The sequence below is a fragment of the Nocardia aurantia genome, from assembly GCF_009604425.1.
Lineage (GTDB): Bacteria > Actinomycetota > Actinomycetes > Mycobacteriales > Mycobacteriaceae > Nocardia > Nocardia aurantia.
Map to the genome: position 1 here is coordinate 56009 of NZ_WEGI01000013.1, position 19059 is coordinate 75067.

Genomic DNA, 19059 nt, shown 5'->3' on the forward strand with positions numbered 1-19059 from the left:
GATGATCGCGACGGCGGTCGCGTTGCGCGGCGTCGGAATGGCCTTCGGCGGGAAGCCGGTGCTGGCGGACGTGTCCCTGGACGTGTCCGGCGGTGCGGTGACCGCGCTGCTCGGCGCCAACGGCGCCGGGAAGTCCACCCTGATCAAGGTGCTCTCCGGGGTGTATCCGGAACACACCGGGCAGGTGTCCATCGACGGCGAGCCGGTCGAGCTGCGCAGTCCGGCCGTGGCGCGGAAGCTGGGTGTGCAGACCGTCCATCAGCACATCGCCGACGGCGTGGTGCCCGGACTGTCGGTCGCCGAGAATCTGGTGTTCGAGCGGATCGCGGCCGGCCGCGGCAACCCGTGGCTGGACACCCGGCAGGTGCTGGCCCGCGCGCGCGAGATCCAGGCCACGCTCGAACTCGGTTGGGGCGAGCGGACATTGCGTCGCGATGTCGCGGAACTGGGCATCTCCGACCAGCAGTTGCTGCTGCTCGCGCGGGCCCTGTCGACGCGGCCGCGGCTGCTGATCCTCGACGAGCCCACCGCCGCGCTGTCGGCGGCCGAGGCGCGGCGGCTGTTCACGATCGTCGACCGGATGCGCGCCGACGGGATCGCCGTGCTGTACGTATCGCACCGGCTCGGCGAGATCGACACGCTGGCAGATCGTTTGGTGGTGCTGCGGGACGGCCGGTTGATCACCGAGCAGGCCAAGCCGTTCGACTGGGACACCGCGTTGCGGGCCATGCTGGAACGTGGAAACACTGTGGCGGAAAGTGTTTCGGCACCGGAGGAACGGTCGCCGGGCGGTGTACCCGGCGCTCGTGCTGCCGTGGTCTCGGTCGATGCGGCGACGGAAGCTGATGCGGCGCAGGTGGTTTCGCGGCTCGCCGAGGTGGTGCGGCCGGAGTCGGCCGGGCCGGGTGGTGGTGCGGTGGTGCTGTCGCTGCGCGGGGTGTCGTTGCTGCCGGAGCGGCAGCCGCAGGATCTGGACATTCGCGCCGGTGAGGTGACCGGGGTGGTCGGGCTGCTCGGGGCGGGGAAGACCGAGCTGGCGCGGGGGCTGTTCGGCGCCGATCCGTTCGGCGCGGGGACGCTGGAACTGGCCGGTGCGCGGTATCGGCCCCGGCATCCGGCCGACGCCATCGCGCGCGGGGTGCATCTCGTCCCGGAGGATCGGCACGTCGACGCGCTGATCCCGGATTGGTCCATCGCGGAAAATCTCTCGCTGCCGTTCCTGCGGGCATTGTCCGATGTGTTCGGCCTGATCCGGCGGGGGCGGGAACGCGATCTCGGTACCCGGACCATCGAGCGGCTCGGCATCGTCGCGCGCGGCGAGGCGAGTCTCATCGAGGAGTTGTCCGGCGGGAATCAGCAGAAGGTGGTGGTCGGGCGCTGGCTGGCGCACCCGCCACGGGTGCTGATCCTGGACGAGCCGTTCCGCGGCGTCGACATCGGCGCTCGGCGTGATATCGGCAGGCAGGCAAGGCAACTGGCCGCCGACGGCGCCGCGGTGCTACTGCTGTCCGCCGATGTGGACGAGGTGCTCGAGGTCGCCGACCGGGTGATCGTGCTGGCCGACGGCGAGATCCGCGCGGACGGTTACGACATCGCCGGTGCCCAGGTGATCGCCGCTCTGGCGGGAAGCGCCGTATGAGCAAGCACCCGGAATTCCTGCCATCGAACCCGATCCGATCGAAAGTTCCGCGATGACCGCCACCGAGCTTCCCGCCCCTGCCACCACCACCGCCGCGCCGGTGCCGGGACGGATGCGTGACCTCGTGATCAAGTACGGGTTCATCGTGGTGACGCTCGCGCTGTTCGCCTACTTCAGCGCCAGCGAACCGGCCTTCCGCAATTCGGCGACGTTGCTGGACATCCTGCGCTACGTCTCGGTCGCGGCCCTGCTCGGCCTCGGCGTCACGGTGACACTGGCCGTGGGTGGCATGGACATGTCGGTCGGCGCGGTCGCCGGGCTCGCGGTGTCGGTCGCGGCGAAGATGATGGTGGTCTACAACCAGGTCGGCGCGATCGCGATCCTGGTCGTACTGGCCGCCGGTGTGGTTGCCGGACTGGGCAACGCGCTGCTGATCGTGGCGCTGAAGGTGCCGGACATGCTGGCCACGCTCGGCACCATGTTCGTCATCCAGGGCCTGAAACTCATTGTGGTGGACGGGCAGTCGATCTCCCCGGGGATGACGCTGCCCGACGGCCACACCGCGCCGGGCAAGTTCACCGCCGGCTTCCTGAAGATCGATCGGGGCAGCGTCGCGGGGATCCCGGTATCGGTGCTGATCTTCCTGGTGCTGACCGTCGCGGCCTGGGTGTTCCTGGCCCGGACCCGGTGGGGGCGTGTGCTGTACGCGATCGGCGCGAATCCGAAGGCGGCGCGGCTGGCCGGTATCCGGGTGGGGGTGTACCGGGCGCTGGCGTACGTGCTGTCCGGGGTGCTCGCCTCGATCGGCGGACTGATCCTGGCCGCCCGGATCGGGCAGGGCGACGTGTCCGCCGGGACCTCGCAGCTGCTGGAGGCGGTGGCGGTCGCGCTGGTCGGCACCTCGGTGCTCGGCCGCGGCAAGCCGAACGCGTGGGGCACCGCGCTCGGCGCCGTGCTGATCGGCATCATCTCCTCGGGGCTGACCATCGCCGGATTGCCCTACTACACGCAGGATGTCGTCGAGGGCGCGGTGCTGATCATCGCGCTGGTGTTCAGTTTCACCCTGTCGCGAGGAAGACGCTCATGAGCCACCGCCTGCTGGAAACCGCCGACATCCCCGGCTATCTCCGTGACCACGGGCACTGGGACGGATCCGGCGAGGTCGCGGTGCACGAGGTGTCCGACGGCAATCTGAATCGGGTGTTCATCGCCACCGGCGCCGGCTGGAGTCTCGCCGTGAAACAGGCGCTCCCGTGGGTGCGCGTCGCCGGGCCCTCGTGGCCGTTGAGTCCCGCCCGAGCCGACGCCGAGGCCCGCGCCTACCGGGCGGTGGCGGCGGTGGCGCCGGAGACGATCCCGGTGGTCCACGGCTACGACCCGGCCGATTACGTCCTGGTCATGGAGGACATGTCGGATCTGCGGGTGCTGCGCACCGTGCTCAACGAGGGTGGCGGCTACGGTGGCGCGTCCGACGCGATCGGCCTGTTCGTGGCCCGATTGTCCTTCGCCACCAGCGATTTCGGTATGACGTCGGCGGAACGTAAAGCGCTGCTGGCGGAATCGGTGAATCCCGAACTCTGCAAGATCACCGAGGACGTGGTGCTGTCCGAGCCCTACCTCGAGCACGAGCACAACCATTGGCATCCCGACCTCGCCGATCTGGCCGCGGCCTACCGCGCCGACGCGGCGCTGCGCACCGAGATCGCCGAACTGCGCCACCTGTTCATGTCCGGTGCGCAGGCGCTGCTGCACGGCGATCTGCACACCGGCAGCATCATAGTCGGCAACCGGGCCGGTGCGGAGGTGGTCCGGGTGTTCGATCCGGAGTTCTCCTACGTCGGCCCGATCGGCTTCGACCTCGGGTTGTACTGGGGGAACCTGGTGGCGGCGGAATCCCGGGCGCGGGTCCTCGGTGCCGTCGGCGAGCACGCCGGCCAGTTGGCGCGCAGCTGGGCGGCCTTCGAGACGGAGTTCCGCCGGCTGTGGCCGCAGCGTGCCGACACCTTCTTCGACGATGCCTACCTGGATCGATTCCTGCGCCGGGTGTGGGCGGACTCGCTCGGTTTCGCGGGCGCGGAACTGATCCGCCGCATCATCGGCTACGCCCACCTCACCGACCTGGACAGTCTGCCCGACGCGACCGCGGCCCGGCACGCCCTGCTCGTCGGCCGCGAATTGGTCCTGCGCCGTGCGGAACTCGCCACGCCCGCCGATGTCGCGGCGCTGGTCGACGACCTCGCCGGTCCTGTACTCGGCTCGGTCCAGGAGTAACGAGCGGCGGGGGCGCTGACCGGTCCCGCACCGGCGATCAGGTCGGGCGGTGGGTGTGGACCGGACCGGCCTGCCGCTGGTGCCGAAATTCTGAGTATGCAGGGCACAAGGGTTTCCGTGGAAGTGATGTGCAACCACCGTGGTCGGTCACGGTGGTTGCTGCCGGTACCGATGGAGCTGGTTGCTCGCCGGTGGGGCCGATTTCGCGCCGATCCCCGCATCCGATCCATGGCGTCCGGCGTCCGGCGTTTCAGAGCAAAGCCAGCGCGGCGCACAGGCCGGCCAGCGCGACAGCCTGCAGGCCGACCCGGAAGCCGAGGATGCTGTCCCACTTGTCTTGCAGGGCACGGGCATTCGGCGGAATGATGCCGGTGCGGGCGGCTTCCTTCTGCGCGGTGTTGATCGGCTTGGCCACCCGGGCGTAGAACGCCAGCCAGGACAGCAACGCCACGAGCGCGATACCCGCGCCGATCGCCGCACCGGCGTGTCCGGCGGCGGCCGCGAGGACGAGGGTCGCCAGGGTGCCGACGACGCCACCGATGCCGAAGGGCGGCATCCGGCGGTCGCCGTAGTAGTGACCCCAACCGGCCACCGTGGTCAGGGCGGCATCATCGAGTTTCCGGTAGGACGAGCGCATGATCAGCGCGGCGCAGGCATCGGTGCCGTAGACGACGGCGTTCGCGAGGATGGCCACGGCGGCGGCGATCTGGCCGATGGTGGTGAGCATGTCCGGTCTCCTGTGTGCTCGAAAATCTAGCAGCGCTAGTTGATGTACCGACTGTAAATCTCGCCCGCAAGAATGTCTAGCGATGCTAGATTTTTGCCCGACCGGGTAACGCCGACGCAACCTGTCGGAGCGTTCCGCAACCTCGGCGCAACTATTGCCTTCTAAGGTGGAAATCGGCACCTGGCCGGTCGGGCCGGTCGCCGATTCGGTTGTGGCTCGGCGGAAAGCGGGTGGTCGGATGGATCTCGACACGATCCGCGAGGTGATCGTGGCCCGGAATCGCGCCGATCTCGATGCGCTGGGCCCGGATTCGGCGGTACTGGCCGGCGGCACCTGGCTGTTCTCGGAGCCGCAGGACCGGCTGGATCGGCTGGTCGACATCACCGCGCTGGACTGGCCCGCGCTCGTCGTGACCGCCGCCGGTCTGGAGATAGCGGCCACCTGCACGCTCGCCGAACTGGACGAGGCCGCCGAGGCGATGACGGCCATGATGGGCTCACCGATCGCCGCAGCGTCCCCGGGCGTGACGACCTCTTCCGGCGTGCCGGTGGCCCCGTCCACCGCGGCTGCCGATGCCGCGCTGCCCATGACAACGGATATCGGGCAGCCTCCTTCCGGTCGCGTGGCGCGGCCCGACGCCGGGACCCGGAGTACCGCTGAAGCGGCGGAGCGGACGGACGGCGGCGATTCGCGGTCCGCACCGGTCGAGTCCGCGAAACTGTTCGCTACCCGGGGTGCCGACGAGGTGGCGTCCCGTCCCGGTAGCGCTGATCCGCGGCTTGTGCCGGGCGCGGATGGATCGCGGTCGGCCGGAGCTCTCGCGCGGCCGGGCCGGGGCGGCCCACTGTCCCAGGACGCCGTACCGGCCGAGTCCGCGGAGCGGTGCGACCGCGGGCAGGGGGACGTCGCCACCGCCGGCTCGGCCGAGCCGGGTGCCGATTCGGTGCGGATACCCGCGGAATGGGTTGCCGTGCAATTGTTTCCGCTCGCCTGCCGGGCGCTGGTGGCGTCGTACAAGATTCGGCGGGCGGCGACGGTCGGGGGCAACGTGTGCCTCGGATTGCCGGCCGGAGCGGTGCTGGCCGCGCTGGTGGCGCTGGACGGGACCGCGCTGATCTGGTCACCGGATGGCGGTGAGCGTTCGATTCCGTTGGCGCGGTTCGTCATCGGGCCGGGGCAGACGGTGTTGCGACCGGGGGAGGTGCTTCGGTCGATCCGGCTCGATGCGGCGAAGCTGCGCTCCCGCATCGCTTTTCGGAAGGTGGCTTTGGCGCCGTTGGGGCGTTCCGGTGCGGTGGTGATGGGGCGACGCGATGCGGATGGGCGTTGTGCGATCACGCTCAGCGCGGCGACGGTGCGGCCGGTGGTGCTCGAATTCGGCTCGGTTCCGGATGATAGCGAATTGGCGGCAACCATTCTGGATCTGGATCGGGGGCTCTGGTTCGACGATCCACACGGCACGCCCGCCTGGCGGCGACATGTCTGTACGGTGCTCGGTCGTGCGGTGCTGGCCGATCTAGGGGAGGTGCGGTCGTGAAGTTCGAGGTGGACGGTCGGGCGATCGAGGCGCAGCCACGACCCGGGCAGTGCCTGCGCACGCTGTTGCGCGAGCACGGGCGATTCGCGGTCAAGAAGGGGTGCGACGCCGGGGACTGCGGGGCGTGCACGGTGCTGGTCGACGACGCGGCGGTGCATTCCTGCCTCTATCCCGCCTATCGGGCCGAGGGGCGCAGTGTCACGACCGCCGCGGGGCTCGGGACCGTCGAGGATCCACATCCCGTGCAGCGCCGGTTCGCCGAGGCGGGCGCGTTCCAGTGCGGATACTGCACCGCGGGAATGGTGGTCACCGCGAGCGAACTCGACCGCGCGGGGGTGACGGCGGCCGAACTGCCGGATCGGTTGAAGGGAAATCTGTGCCGCTGCACGGGTTACCGGTCGATCGCGGCCGCTGTGCTCGGCACGGACGACGAGCCCCGGCAGCCGGCCGGGCCGCGGGCGATGCGGATCGTCACCGGCACGGAGCCGTTCACCCTGGACACCGAGCCGTGCCGGGCGGGGGCGGCGGCGGACCACAGTGTGGATGGGCCGTCGTCGGCGGCGCTGCATCTGGCGGTGGTCACCAGCCCGTACCCGCACGCGCGGATCGTCTCGATCGATGCCACCGCCGCCGAGGCGATTCCGGGCGTGCGCGCGGTGCTCACCGCCGACGACGGTCCGGCCTTCGCCTTCTCGACCGCCCGGCATCAACTGCGCGAGGACGATCCGGACGACACTGTGATCCTCGATCGGGTGGTGCGTTTCGCCGGGCAGCGGGTCGCGGCGGTGGTGGCCGATACGCTCGACCTCGCTCGTGCCGGCTGCCGCGCGATCCGGGTCGAGTACGAGCCGCTGCCCGCGGTCTTCGATCCGGGGGAGGCGCTGCGACCGGAGGCGCCGAAACTGCACGGGGACAAGCCCGGCACGTCCCGCATCGCCGATGCCGGGCGCAATCTCGTCGCCGAGGTGCACGGCAGCACGGGGGATCTCGACGCCGGCCTGGCCGCCGCCGCGGAGGTCGTCACGGGTGTGTGGCGGACCCCGCGGGTGCAGCATGTGCATCTGGAGACGCACGGCAGCGTCGGCTGGATCGATGACACCGGCCGGTTGGTGATCCGCACCAGCACGCAGGTGCCGTTCCTGGTGCGCGATGAGCTGTGCCGGATATTCGCGTTGTCCCGCAATCGGATTCGAGTGCTGGCCGCCCGCGTCGGCGGTGGCTTCGGCGCCAAACAGGAGATGCTGACCGAGGACCTGGTCGCGCTGGCGGTGCTGCGCACCGGGCAGCCGGTGCGGTACGAGTTCACCCGCTCCGATCAGTTCACCTCCGCGCCCTGCCGGCATCCGATGCGGGTGGCCGTGACTGTCGGCGCCGACGCGGCGGGCCGGTTGACCGCGCTCGCCGTCGATGTCCTCTCCGACGCCGGCGCCTACGGAAACCACAGTGCCGGAGTGCTTTTCCATTCGATCAGCGAGTCGGTCGCGCTGTATCGGTGCGCGCACAAACGGGTCGACGGGCGGGCGGTCTACACCAACAACCTGCCGTCGGGCGCCTTCCGCGGCTACGGACTCGGGCAGGTCGGTTTCGCGCTGGAATCCGCGATGGACGAACTGGCCCGGCGGCTGGGCATCGACCCGTTCGACTTCCGCCGCCGCAACGTGGTCGTCCCCGGCGACGAGCTGATCGGCGGCGCCTGCACGCCGGACGACGATCTCGGTTTCGGCAGTTACGGTCTGGACCAGTGCCTGGATCTGGCCGAGGCGGCGCTGCGCCGCGGCAACGGGGTGCGGGCGCCGGAAGGACGCTGGCTGGTCGGCGAGGGGATGGCCGCCGCCATGATCGCCACCATCCCGCCGCGCGGCCACCGGGCCACCGCCGAAGCGGTGCTGCTCTGCGACGGCGATTACGAGATCCGCGTGGGCACAGCCGAATTCGGTAACGGCAGCACGGTCGTGCACGCCCGGCTGGCGGCGGCCGCGCTGCACACCGATGTCTCCCGGATCCGCCTGCGGCACGCCGACACCGATGTCACCGAACACGACACCGGCGCCTTCGGATCCACCGGAATCGTGGTGGCGGGCAAGGCGGTACACGCCGCGTGCACTCGCCTGCGGGAGCTGATCCTCGCTCGCGCCGCGGCTCTCGCCCGTCGCGACGGCAGCCTCGGGGCCGACGGGGTGCGCTGCGGAGACCGGCTGCTCACCGCGGGCGAACTGCTGGCCGCCGGACCGTTGCGCGCCACCGCCGAGCACGACGGCAGCCCACGCTCGGTGTCGTTCAACGTGCACGCCGTCCGGGTCGCCGTGCACGCCGAGACCGGGCAGGTCCGGATCCTGCAGTCGGTGCAGGCCGCCGACGCCGGTACCGTCCTCGATCCGCGGCAGTGCCGTGGCCAGGTCGAGGGGGGAGCGGCACAGGCCGTCGGCAGCGCGCTGTACGAGGACATGCGGGTGGAACAGGGCATCGTTCGCACGAAAACCCTGCGCCACTACCATATTCCGCAGCTCGCCGACCTGCCGATCACCGAGGTGTACTTCGCCGACACCAGCGATGCGCTCGGCCCGCTCGGCGCCAAGTCGATGAGCGAATCTCCGTACAACCCGGTCGCACCCGCGCTGGCGAACGCGATCCGGGACGCGATCGGGGTGCGGCCCCGCGAGTTGCCGATGACCGCGGATCGCATCTGGGCACTCATCGACGAAAACCGCTGAAGCGCAGAGGGTTACATTCACCTTCTGGGCGGCGGTGACCGACGCGCACCGGATGAGGTTGTCGCTCCGCAGTGCTCGATGCGCGGCACATCCGGTTCCGAAACGACGGACGCGGGTCGAATCCTGTTGCCGCGGTACCAGTGATGGACGGTCGCGGATCGTCTCGTCGTTGGCGACAGCGCAAGTGATCCGCGAGAGTACTTGGCGGGCAGTGTGTTCCGTGCGCCGGACCGGCCCCCGGGGACCGGTCCGGCGGCGGGCTCAGCGGAACAGGTTGCGTACGAACGGGACCGAGTCGACCAGCGAGGCGTTGACGGTGCCGCTGTGGTCGGTCGGATACGTCCGCGCCGTGACCGGCTGGCCGTTGGCGGTCAGTACCCCGATGAAACGCAGGGTCTCGGGGGTCAGCACGTCGGTGTCCTGGAGGCCCTGGCCCAGGAACAGCGGGCGGTCGTAGCCGGTCTCGGGCAGGCCCAGGTAGTCGTGCAGCAGGGCGTGCGCGTTCGGGAGATCGGCCAGGGGACGGGCGAACAGGTCGCCGCCGGCCACCTTGTGCGCCCGCAACTCCTCCTCCAGCGGGAGCAGGCATTCGTCGTGCGCCCGGTCGACCCAGGAGCGGCCGGTCTCCGTCAGGTACGAGTCGATGTTCAGATCCGGGAAGCTGGTGCGCAGCCCGTTGAGGATGTACAGCGTGTAGGCGGTGACACCGGCGGGCAGCGCCACCGGCGGGACGCCGGGGCCGAGGGTGACCAGCACGTCCTCGATGTAGGCCGGGGTGCCGGTGGCGACCGCGCCGCGGTAGTCCAGCCCTGGGCCGCCGAATTCGGTGGCGTAGCGCGCCGTGGTCACCGCCGCGCCGGCGCCCTGCGACTGGCCGACGACCACCCAGCGATGCGAGAGGGTGTCCCAGTGTCCGGTCGCGGCCTGCACCGCGTCGACCACGTTGTGGGCCTCCACCCGGCCGTTGAGGTACGGATGGTCGCCCTCGGTGCCGAGCCCGGCGTAGTCGGCGGCCACGATCGCGTAGCCCTGTTTCAGCCAGGCGCCGAGGTAGGCCCAGTCGCGCTCGACCGCGCCCGGCCCGGCGATGCTGTAGGCGCATTCGTCGGCCAGGCCGATGGTCCCGTGGGCCCAGGCGATGACCGGCCAGCCGCCGGCCGGCGGCTGGCCGGGCGGGAAGTAGACGGCGGCGCTCGCCACGGTCGCGGCGTCGCCCGCGGTGGTGGTGCGGTAGAGGATGCGGTGCGCGTCCGCCGAGCCGGGCAGGGTGGCCGCGGGTGCCAGCGGCAGGACCTCGGTCAGGGTGCCGGTGTCCGTGGCCACGGACTGTGCGACGCCGTCCGTGGCCACGGACTGTGCGACACCGCCGGCGGTCGCCTGGGCGCTGTTGTCGGCAGCCGCCGACCGGGTGCCGGGGTCGGCCGTCGCCGTCGGTGACAGCGCCGATACCCCGGTGGCCAGCAGCGCCGCGGCCGCGAGCGTGGCCGCGGTGGTCGACAGTTTCCGCATCGTTCTCCTCAATACGCAGGTTTCCGGGGCTCAGTATCGCCTGTCTCGCCCCCGAACCGGACCAATCGGTCCCTCGTGCCGCGGAGGGGCTTGCGCACCGGGTTAGAATTGTGCGCAGAGCACAATCCAGGGGAGATCAATCGTGGCGTGGCGCACAGTCCAAATGGAACGATCAGCCTGTGAACGTCCTCACATCGCCGAGCCTCGACGGCGAAAATCGAGCGGCGCGGACGGTCACGAAAACAGTACGACCGTTACGCAAAACCGCACGTCAGGGCTACCGGCGAGTAGATTTGAGGCGGGCAAGCAATCCGCAAATTTCACAGAATTGGCAGATGGGCCGTCAAAGCTAGCTCGTATTCACACTTGTAACAGGTAGACGGCCATTTTTTCCTGTGCCATCGTGTGGAAGTACAACAGAAGGGCCTAGCAAGCCTGCAAATTGCCGCTCCAGCAGAGTCCGGACCCAGGGCAGCGCCGCCGCGCCGACCGCCCAGCAACCGCACCGGCGGTCGTGAGATTCGGACATGGGGCACGACGAGAACCAGGAGTCACGATGTCGAACGTCGGCACCCCCAAGACCGCTGCGGAAATCCAGCAGGATTGGGACACCAACCCGCGGTGGAAGGGCATCACCCGCAACTACACGCCCGAGCAGGTCGTGAAGCTGCAGGGCTCGGTCGTCGAGGAGCACACGCTGGCTCGTCGCGGCGCCGAGATCCTGTGGGAGCAGGTCAACGGCGATGACTACATCAACGCGCTCGGCGCCCTCACCGGCAACATGGCCGTGCAGCAGGTGCGCGCCGGCCTGAAGGCCATCTACCTCTCCGGCTGGCAGGTCGCCGGTGACGCGAACCTCTCCGGCCACACCTACCCGGACCAGTCGCTGTACCCGGCCAACTCGGTGCCGTCCGTGGTCCGCCGGATCAACAACGCGCTGCTGCGCGCCGACGAGATCGCCCGCGTCGAGGGCGACACCTCGGTCGACAACTGGCTGGTCCCGATCGTGGCCGACGGTGAAGCCGGCTTCGGTGGCGCGCTCAACGTCTACGAGCTGCAGAAGGCCATGATCGCCGCGGGCGCCGCCGGCACCCACTGGGAGGATCAGCTGGCCTCGGAGAAGAAATGCGGCCACCTCGGTGGCAAGGTGCTGGTCCCGACCTCGCAGCACATCCGCACCCTGACCTCCGCGCGTCTGGCGGCCGACGTGGCCGACACCCCGACCGTGGTCATCGCGCGCACCGACGCCGAGGCCGCCACCCTGATCACCTCCGATGTCGACGAGCGCGACCAGGAATTCATCACCGGTGAGCGCACCGCGGAGGGCTTCTACCACCTGCGCAACGGCATCGAGCCCTGCATCGCCCGCGCCAAGGCCTACGCGCCCTACTCCGACCTGATCTGGATGGAGACCGGCACCCCGGACCTGGAGCTGGCCCGCAAGTTCGCCGAGTCGGTCAAGAGCGAGTTCCCCGACCAGCTGCTGTCCTACAACTGCTCGCCGTCGTTCAACTGGAAGCAGCACCTGGACGACGCGACCATCGCGAAGTTCCAGCGGGAGCTGGGCGCCATGGGCTTCAAGTTCCAGTTCATCACCCTGGCCGGCTTCCACGCGCTGAACTACAGCATGTTCGACCTGGCCTACGGCTACGCCCGCGAGGGCATGAGCGCCTACGTCGAGCTGCAGGAGCGCGAGTTCGCCGCCGAGGAGCGCGGTTACACCGCCACCAAGCACCAGCGTGAGGTCGGCGCCGGGTACTTCGACACCATCGCCACCACGGTCGACCCGAACACCTCGACCGCGGCGCTGAAGGGCTCGACCGAAGAAGGCCAGTTCCACTGAGAATGCGGCTGTCCCGTTTCGCATCCGGGACAACCGCCGTCGCCCCCCGTGGGCGGCCGGCTCGGGCCGGGATCCAGCTGCACACCTGGATCCCGGCCCTTGCCACTACCACCTGAGAAACCGCCGCCACCAATGAGAATCACGCAGGAGCGGACATGAGCGAGAAGATTCAGCGCGTCGGCATCGTCGGCGCCGGACAGATGGGCGCCGGCATCGCGGAGGTCTGCGCCCGGGCGCACGTGGATGTGCTCGTCTTCGAACCCACCCGGGAACTGGCCGCCGCCGGCCGGGCCCGCATCCTGCGGTCGCTGGATCGCGGGGTGTCCAGCGGCAAGATCACCGAACGGGAGCGGGAGCAGACCGCCTGGCGGCTGCGCTTCACCTCCGACCTCGGCGACTTCGCCGACCGTCAGCTGGTGGTCGAGGCGGTCGTGGAGAACGAGGAGGTGAAGACCTCGATCTTCGCGCAGCTGGACAAGGTGGTCACCGATCCGGACGCCGTGCTCGCCTCCAACACCTCCTCGATCCCGATCATGAAGATCGCGGTGGCCACCGCCAATCCCGAGCGCGTGGTCGGCATGCACTTCTTCAACCCGGTGCCGGTGCTGCCGTTGGTGGAGCTGGTCACCACGCTGAAAACCAGTGCGGCGGTGAAGGAACGCGCGGAGACGTTCGCCGCCACCGTGCTCGGCAAGCAGGTGGTGCGCTCCGCCGACCGGTCCGGCTTCGTGGTGAACGCGCTGCTGGTGCCGTATCTGCTGTCGGCGATCCGGATGGTCGAATCCGGTTTCGCCACCAAGGAGGACGTCGACAAGGCGATGGTGCTCGGCTGTGCCCACCCGATGGGCCCGCTGGCGCTGACCGACCTGGTCGGGCTCGATACCGTGAAGTCCATCGCCGATTCCATGTACGCCGAGTTCAAGGAGCCGCTGTACTCGGCGCCGCCGCTGCTCATGCGCATGGTCGAGGCGGGCCTGCTGGGCAAGAAGGCGGGCGCCGGCTTCTACAGTTATTAGATTTGCCTCGCTTCGCTCCGCGAACGGTGCTCGTCAGACTCGCACCGAGGTGGTCTCGTTCGTGATCAGGCTCGGCACAACAGGTTTCACCAACTCGCCGGATCAGGCGCCGGCGACCAGCTGCGCAACGGGTGACGCGGGAACGCAGCGCTGAGAGGAGTCCGCTCATGGTCAACGTCGCGAATGGCTTCGGGTCCAGCATCCTGGGGTATCCGAGGATCGGGCCGCATCGGGAGCTCAAGCGTGCGCTGGAGGCTTACTGGCACGGCGAACTGTCGCGCGAGAAGTTGCTGGCGACCGGGCGGGAGATTCAGGAGACGCAGTTCGCGGAGTTGCACGCGGCCGGGCTCACTCAGGTGCCGGGGAACACTTTCTCCTTTTACGATCATGTGCTCGACAACGCGCTGTTGTTCGGGGCGGTGCCGAAGCGGTTCGAACCGTACCGTGACGATTTGCATCCGCTGGACTTCTACTTCCTGATGGCGCGGGGGCGGCCGGATCTGCCTCCGCTGGAACTGGTTCGGTTGTTCGACTCCACCTACCACTACCGGCAGCCGGAGTTGGACGCCGATACCGAGTTCTCGCTGCATCCCGAGGCGTTGCTCGACGAGTTCGATCGGGCGCTGGCGGCGGGGATCGAATTGCGGCCGGTGATACTGGGGCCGGTGTCGTTGCTGCTGCTGTCGAAGGCGGGGCGGGTGCCCGGTGAGACCGAATTCGACCGGTTGGCCCTGCTGGATCGGCTGCTGCCGGTCTACGAACAGTTGCTCGAGATCCTCGCCAAGCGTGGGTCGACCTGTGTGCAGCTGGACGAGCCCTGCTTCACCAGTGATCGCACGCCGGCCGAACTCGCCGCGTTCGAGGATGTGTACCAACGACTTTCGACCGCGCCGCTGCGGCCACGAATCCTGGTCACCGGCCAGTACGGTGATTTCGGTGAGGCGGTGCGCATCCTGGCGGGCACCGCGGTGGAGGCCATCGGCCTCGACCTCGCCGCACATCGGATCCGGCCGGAGGAATTGGCCGCGATACCCGGGATCCGGCGAAAGCGGTTGTACGCGGGCGTGATCAGCGGCACCAATGTGTGGCGCGCGGACCGGTACGTGACGCTGCAGTACCTGCACCAGCTGTCGCAGGTGTGCCCCGATCTGGTCGTGTCCACCGGCTCCACCCTGTTGCACGTGCCCTACGACCTGCTCGTCGAGTACGACATCGACGGCCATGTGGCCGACCGCCTCGCCTTCGCGAAACAAAAAGTGCTGGAAGTGGTTTCGCTGGCGCGGGCCCTCACCGAGGGGCCCTCGCAGGGGTGGCGGCAGCGGCCGCGCGAGGTGCACTTCAAGCAGAAACACGCTGTGCGGCAACGGGTGTACGCGGTCACCCCGCAGATGCGGGAACGCGAGCCGTACGCGCAGCGCCGGGTCGCGCAACGCGAACGGCTCGACCTCCCGCCGGTGCCCGCCACCACGCTGGGCTCCTTCCCGCAGACCGACGCGATCCGGCAGGCGCGCTACGAACTCGGCGAGGGCCGGCTGTCGACGGTCGAGTACCGCAAGCGGATCGAGGCCGAGATCGAATCGACGATCCGGTTGCAGGAGGACATCGGCCTGGACGTGCTGGTGCACGGCGAACACGAGCGCAACGACATGGTCCAGTATTTCGCGGAACTCCTGGACGGCTTCGCCACCACCCACTTCGGCTGGGTGCAGGTGTACGGCTCCCGTTGTGTGCGCCCGCCGATCCTGTACGGCGATGTGTCCCGGCCGGCTCCGATGACGGTCGACTGGATCACCTACGCGCAGTCCCTCACCGGCAAACCGGTGAAGGGCATCGTCACCGGCCCGGTCACGATGGTGGCCCGCTCCTTCGTCCGCCAGGACCAGCCGCTGTACGAGACCGCCGACCAGGTGGCGCTGGCCATCCGCGACGAACTGGCCGACCTGGAGCGCGCCGGCGTGGCGATCATCCAGGTCGACGAGCCGTCGATCCGGGAACTGCTGCCCCTGCGCACCGGCGGCCGCCGCGAATACCTGCGCTGGGCCGTCAACGCCTTCCGCCTCGCCACCTCCGGCGTGCGCGCGGACACCCAGATCCACACGCACATCGCCTATTCCGGCCGCGCGGAGATCGTCCAGGCGATCGAGGAACTGGACGCCGACGTCACCGCGATCGTCGCCACCCGCTCGATCGAATGGGTGCTGAACGCCCTGAAGGAGGACGCGGCCGACGGCCACGGCCTCTCCCACGGCGTGGGACCCGGTGTGTACGAAAGCCGTTCGGCCCGCATCCCCGACATCGACGAACTGGACGAACTACTCACCGCCGCAGCCGAAGCCATCACCCCCGAACGTCTCTGGGCCAACCCCGACGGCGGCCTGAAAACCCGCCACTACTGGCAACTGGAACCCTCACTCCGCAACCTGGTCGCCGCCGCCCGCCGCGTCCGCCGCCGCACGGAACAGAAGAACCCACCCGCGATCTGAGCACATTCCGCGGGTGAAAGTTGTTCCCACTGTCGTGGGGCTCGGCGACGAATGCAGTGTGTCCGGGTATCAGACAGCGATGCGGAGGCGGCGCGTTGAGCGGCAGTGGGCAGACCTTGACCGAGGGGATTCGGGAGCGGTGGCGGCGGCGGGCCGAGGGGATCGCAGGGGAGTTGCGGGAGCGGGGGGTGGTGGCGGTGGCGGTCACGTGGATCGATACTGGGGGGATTACTCGGGTGAAAACTGTTCCGGTGCAGCGGTTTCCGCATGCCGCGGCGTGGGGGATCGGGGCCTCGCCGGTGTTCGACGTCTATCTGTCCGATGACAGCATCGTGGCGGGGCGGTATGCGGGTGGGCCGGTGGGGGATCTGCGGTTGCATCCGGATCTGGATCGCGTGGTGATGTTGGCGGCGTTGCCGGGGTGGGCCTGGGCGCCGGCGGATCGGTACGACCAGGACGGGGGTGCGCATCCGCACGATTCGCGATTGTTGCTGCGGCGGCAGGTGGCGGAGTTGGCGGAGGGTGGGTGGTCGGTGCGGGCGGCGTTCGAGGTGGAGTGGGTGCTCGGGCGGCCCACCGCCGACGATCGGTTCGTCCCGGTGACCACGGCGCCGGCGTACGGGATGGCCAGGGTGGTGGGGCTGGCGGATTATCTGCGGGATGTGATGACCGCGCTGGGCGACAGTGGGGTGGCCGTCGACCAGGTGCATCCGGAGTATGCGGCCGGTCAGTTCGAAGTGTCCTTCGCCGCAACCGATCCGGTGGGGGCCGCCGACACCCTGGTGCTGGTGCGGGAGACCGTGCGGGCGATCACGGCAGCGCACGATATGCGGGTCTCGTTCGCGCCCAAGGTGGTTCCCGATGCGGTCGGAAACGGTGGCCACGTACATCTGAGCCTGTGGCGGGGCGGCGTCAATGCCATGTCCGGGGGTGACGGTCCGTTCGGGCTGACCGAGGCCGGGGAACATTTCGCGGCCGGTGTACTCGGGCATCTGGCTGCCCTCACGGCGGTCGGATGCCCTTCCGTCGCAAGCTATCTGCGGTTGAAGCCGTCGCAGTGGGCGGGGATGTACGCGTGCTGGGGCAGGGAGAATCGGGAGGCGGCGTTGCGGTACGTCGGTGGCTGCGCCGGTGAGCGGGACCGGGCGGCGAACTTCGAGGTGAAGTGCTTCGACGCCACCACCAATCCGTACCTGCTGCTCGCCGGGGTACTCGCCGCCGGCGCGGCAGGGCTCGGCGACGAGGTGCGACTGCCCACCCCGGTCGGCGTCGACCCCGGCGCGCTGACCCCACAACAGCGCGCCGACGCCGGGATCCACGCACTGCCCACCACCCTCGCCGAGTCCGTTGCCGCCCTGGAAGCGGATGCCGTGCTGGGCAACGCATTCGGCCCGGGCCTCATCGACACCATCGCCACCGTCCGCCGCGGCGAGATCGCCACCCTCGCCGACCTCAGCCCGGAGGAGATCATCACCCGCACCCGCTGGCGCTACTGAACACCCCAGCAAAGGTCGAGACTTCCCTCACGGCACGGCACGGCACGGCACGGCACGGCACGGCACGGCACGGGCACGGCCAGCCCCGCGCGCGCAGCCTGGCACAGCTGGTACGGGCAGCGCAGTCCGAAACGCAGAGCCGAGCACTGCTCGAGAGCGAAGCTGTGGACCGAACCGCGAGGCGTCCAATCTCAAAGGCGCACAAAGTTGTTCGGGGACCGGCGCGGCCCGGCCCAACCCGGTCTGGCCCTGGTCTTGCCCGGCGTGGGCAGGGCCGGGCAGTGCCTGGCACGGCACGGCCTGGCAGGCACGGCCCGCCCAAGTGCAGAGCCGAGCACTGCTCGGGAGCGAAGCCGTGGACCGAACCGCGAAGGCATCCAATCTTGAAGGCGCACAAAGTTGTTTGCGGACCGGCACGGCCTGGCTCAACCCGGTCTGGCCCTCGTCTTGCCGGCGTGGGCAGGCCCGGCCTCGCACGGCACGGCCTGGCAGGCACGGCCCGCCCAAGTGCAGAGCCGAGCACTACTCGGGAGCGAAGCCGTGGACCCAACCGCGAAGGCATCCAATCCTGAAGGCGCACAAAGTTGTTCGCGGCCCGTCTCGGTCCTGGACTGACGGAGGGAGGGAGCGCAGCGACTGACCGGAGGAGGGAAGGACCGAGACTAGGGGGGCCGCGAACCCGCCGGAGCGAAGCGGAGGCTAAAAAGTTACAGCATCAATGACAAAGCGGTAGCGGACGTCGCTGGCTACCACTCGGTCGTATGCCTCGTCGATGCGGTCGGCGGTGATGGTCTCGATCTCGGGGCCGATGCCGTGTTCGGCGCAGAAGTTCAGCATTTCCTGGGTTTCCGCGACGCTGCCGATCGTGGAGCCGGACAGGGAGCGGCGGTTGTTGCTGAGGGTGAAGGGCTGCACCGTGAGGGCGCTGTCGGGGAGGCCGAGCATCACCAGCGTGCCGTTGGTCTTCAGCAGGCGCATGTAGTTGTTGATCGGCAGGTCGGCGGCGACCGTGTTGAGGATCAGATCGAAGTGGTTGCGCAGGTCCTTGAAGGTCTGGCGCTCGCTGGTGGCGTAGTAGTGCCGGGCGCCGAAGCGGCGGCCGTCCTCCTGTTTGCTCAGCGACTGGCTGAGTACGGTGACCTCGGCGCCCATCGCCGCCGCCAGTTTCACGCCGACGTGGCCGAGGCCGCCCATGCCGACGACGGCGACTCGCTTGCCGGGACCGGCGTTCCAGTAGCGCAGTGGTGAGTACAGGGTGATGCCGGCGCACAGCAGTGGGGCGGCCTGGTCCAGGCCCAGACCCTCGGGGATGCTGACGACGAAGTTCTCGGTCACCACCACCTGCGACGAGTAGCCGCCGAGGGTGTAGCCGCCGGCCTGGAGTTCCTCGGGGACGGCGCCGTTGTAGGTCATGGTGTTGCCGTTGGCGCAGTACTGTTCCTCGCCGGCGAGACAGAATTCGCAGCGGCCGCAGGAGTCGACCATGACACCGACGCCGACCCGGTCGCCCACCTTGTGCCGGGTGACGGCCGAGCCGACCTCGGCGACGATGCCGGCGATCTCGTGACCGGGCACGCAGGGGTAGCGGGTGCCGTGCCATTCGTTGCGCGCGGTGTGGATGTCGGAGTGGCAGATGCCCGAGTACCGGATGTCGATCAGCACGTCGTGCGGGAGCAGGTCCCGGCGCTGGATCGTGGTCTTCTCGAACCGGCCGTCGGCGGAGTTGACGGCGTATGCGGCAGCTGTACTCATGGCACCATGCCTACCGCCGCATGAATTCGGACGCAAGTGCCACAACGGCCACGAAACCGAGCGCGATGTTGCCGG

12 protein-coding genes are annotated in these 19059 nt (G+C 69.3%); 9 read left to right on the forward strand and 3 right to left on the reverse strand.

The window, feature by feature from the left end; all coding sequences use genetic code 11:
* The first annotated feature begins 1 nt into the window (after nt 1).
* From NRB56_RS39350 to mtnK, 3 genes are read left to right on the forward strand one after another with little or no spacing between them, the layout of a single operon-like run.
* Nucleotides 2-1639: a sugar ABC transporter ATP-binding protein gene (locus tag NRB56_RS39350; protein WP_227838423.1), complete on the forward strand. Its 1638-nt coding sequence runs from the start codon at nt 2-4 to the stop codon at nt 1637-1639.
* A gap of 52 nt (nt 1640-1691) precedes the next feature.
* Nucleotides 1692-2726: an ABC transporter permease gene (locus tag NRB56_RS28530; protein ID WP_153347439.1), complete on the forward strand. Its 1035-nt coding sequence runs from the start codon at nt 1692-1694 to the stop codon at nt 2724-2726.
* Complete coding sequence (gene mtnK / locus NRB56_RS28535) at nt 2723-3910, forward strand: S-methyl-5-thioribose kinase (protein WP_153347440.1); 1188 nt, start codon at nt 2723-2725, stop codon at nt 3908-3910. Before NRB56_RS28530 ends, mtnK begins: the two co-directional genes overlap by 4 nt.
* A gap of 250 nt (nt 3911-4160) precedes the next feature.
* Here the strand turns inward: mtnK and NRB56_RS28540 are convergent, their stop codons facing one another.
* Nucleotides 4161-4637, reverse strand: coding sequence for a DUF1772 domain-containing protein (locus NRB56_RS28540; RefSeq protein ID WP_153347441.1), 477 nt, complete (start codon nt 4635-4637; stop codon nt 4161-4163).
* 238 nt (nt 4638-4875) lie between these two features.
* Between NRB56_RS28540 and NRB56_RS39355 the strand changes: the two genes are divergently transcribed.
* Together NRB56_RS39355 and NRB56_RS28555 are read left to right on the forward strand one after the other, a co-directional pair.
* Nucleotides 4876-6174 carry an FAD binding domain-containing protein gene (locus NRB56_RS39355; protein WP_319943670.1) on the forward strand — a complete coding sequence of 433 codons (1299 nt, stop codon included), beginning with the start codon at nt 4876-4878 and terminating at the stop codon, nt 6172-6174.
* Nucleotides 6171-8885, forward strand: coding sequence for a molybdopterin-dependent oxidoreductase (locus tag NRB56_RS28555; protein WP_319943671.1), 2715 nt, complete (start codon nt 6171-6173; stop codon nt 8883-8885). The genes NRB56_RS39355 and NRB56_RS28555 overlap by 4 nt, the downstream gene beginning before the upstream one ends.
* 261 nt (nt 8886-9146) lie before the next feature.
* Here the strand turns inward: NRB56_RS28555 and NRB56_RS28560 are convergent, their stop codons facing one another.
* Nucleotides 9147-10394, reverse strand: a complete 1248-nt coding sequence (locus tag NRB56_RS28560; RefSeq protein WP_153347443.1) for an alpha/beta hydrolase family protein — start codon at nt 10392-10394, stop codon at nt 9147-9149.
* Nucleotides 10395-10950: 556 nt separating this feature from the next.
* Between NRB56_RS28560 and aceA the strand changes: the two genes are divergently transcribed.
* The 4 genes from aceA to NRB56_RS28580 all read left to right on the forward strand — a co-directional run bounded on the left by aceA (nt 10951) and on the right by NRB56_RS28580 (nt 17232).
* The gene (aceA, locus tag NRB56_RS28565; RefSeq protein ID WP_153347444.1) at nt 10951-12237 is read left to right on the forward strand and encodes an isocitrate lyase; all 1287 of its coding nucleotides are present in this window, start codon (nt 10951-10953) and stop codon (nt 12235-12237) included.
* A gap of 155 nt (nt 12238-12392) precedes the next feature.
* Complete coding sequence (locus NRB56_RS28570; protein WP_153347445.1) at nt 12393-13253, forward strand: 3-hydroxybutyryl-CoA dehydrogenase; 861 nt, start codon at nt 12393-12395, stop codon at nt 13251-13253.
* Between the two features lie 167 nt (nt 13254-13420).
* The gene (metE, locus tag NRB56_RS28575; protein WP_153347446.1) at nt 13421-15736 is read left to right on the forward strand and encodes a 5-methyltetrahydropteroyltriglutamate--homocysteine S-methyltransferase; all 2316 of its coding nucleotides are present in this window, start codon (nt 13421-13423) and stop codon (nt 15734-15736) included.
* Nucleotides 15737-15972: 236 nt separating this feature from the next.
* The gene (locus tag NRB56_RS28580; protein WP_319943672.1) at nt 15973-17232 is read left to right on the forward strand and encodes a glutamine synthetase family protein; all 1260 of its coding nucleotides are present in this window, start codon (nt 15973-15975) and stop codon (nt 17230-17232) included.
* Nucleotides 17233-17931: 699 nt separating this feature from the next.
* Here the strand turns inward: NRB56_RS28580 and NRB56_RS28585 are convergent.
* Nucleotides 17932-18984, reverse strand: coding sequence for an NAD(P)-dependent alcohol dehydrogenase (locus tag NRB56_RS28585; RefSeq protein WP_153347447.1), 1053 nt, complete (start codon nt 18982-18984; stop codon nt 17932-17934).
* Nucleotides 18985-19059 lie beyond the last annotated feature (75 nt).

What these genes read in the sequence shown, in the direction of transcription:
- NRB56_RS28560 (WP_153347443.1), bottom strand. Translation starts at nt 10,394, where the DNA reads ATGCGGAAACTGTCGACCACCGCGGCCACGCTCGCGGCCGCGGCGCTG.
- NRB56_RS28585 (WP_153347447.1), bottom strand. Translation starts at nt 18,984, where the DNA reads ATGAGTACAGCTGCCGCATACGCCGTCAACTCCGCCGACGGCCGGTTC.
- mtnK (WP_153347440.1), top strand. Translation starts at nt 2,723, where the DNA reads ATGAGCCACCGCCTGCTGGAAACCGCCGACATCCCCGGCTATCTCCGT.
- metE (WP_153347446.1), top strand. Translation starts at nt 13,421, where the DNA reads ATGGTCAACGTCGCGAATGGCTTCGGGTCCAGCATCCTGGGGTATCCG.
- NRB56_RS39355 (WP_319943670.1), top strand. Translation starts at nt 4,876, where the DNA reads ATGGATCTCGACACGATCCGCGAGGTGATCGTGGCCCGGAATCGCGCC.
- aceA (WP_153347444.1), top strand. Translation starts at nt 10,951, where the DNA reads ATGTCGAACGTCGGCACCCCCAAGACCGCTGCGGAAATCCAGCAGGAT.
- NRB56_RS39350 (WP_227838423.1), top strand. Translation starts at nt 2, where the DNA reads ATGATCGCGACGGCGGTCGCGTTGCGCGGCGTCGGAATGGCCTTCGGC.
- NRB56_RS28570 (WP_153347445.1), top strand. Translation starts at nt 12,393, where the DNA reads ATGAGCGAGAAGATTCAGCGCGTCGGCATCGTCGGCGCCGGACAGATG.
- NRB56_RS28540 (WP_153347441.1), bottom strand. Translation starts at nt 4,637, where the DNA reads ATGCTCACCACCATCGGCCAGATCGCCGCCGCCGTGGCCATCCTCGCG.
- NRB56_RS28530 (WP_153347439.1), top strand. Translation starts at nt 1,692, where the DNA reads ATGACCGCCACCGAGCTTCCCGCCCCTGCCACCACCACCGCCGCGCCG.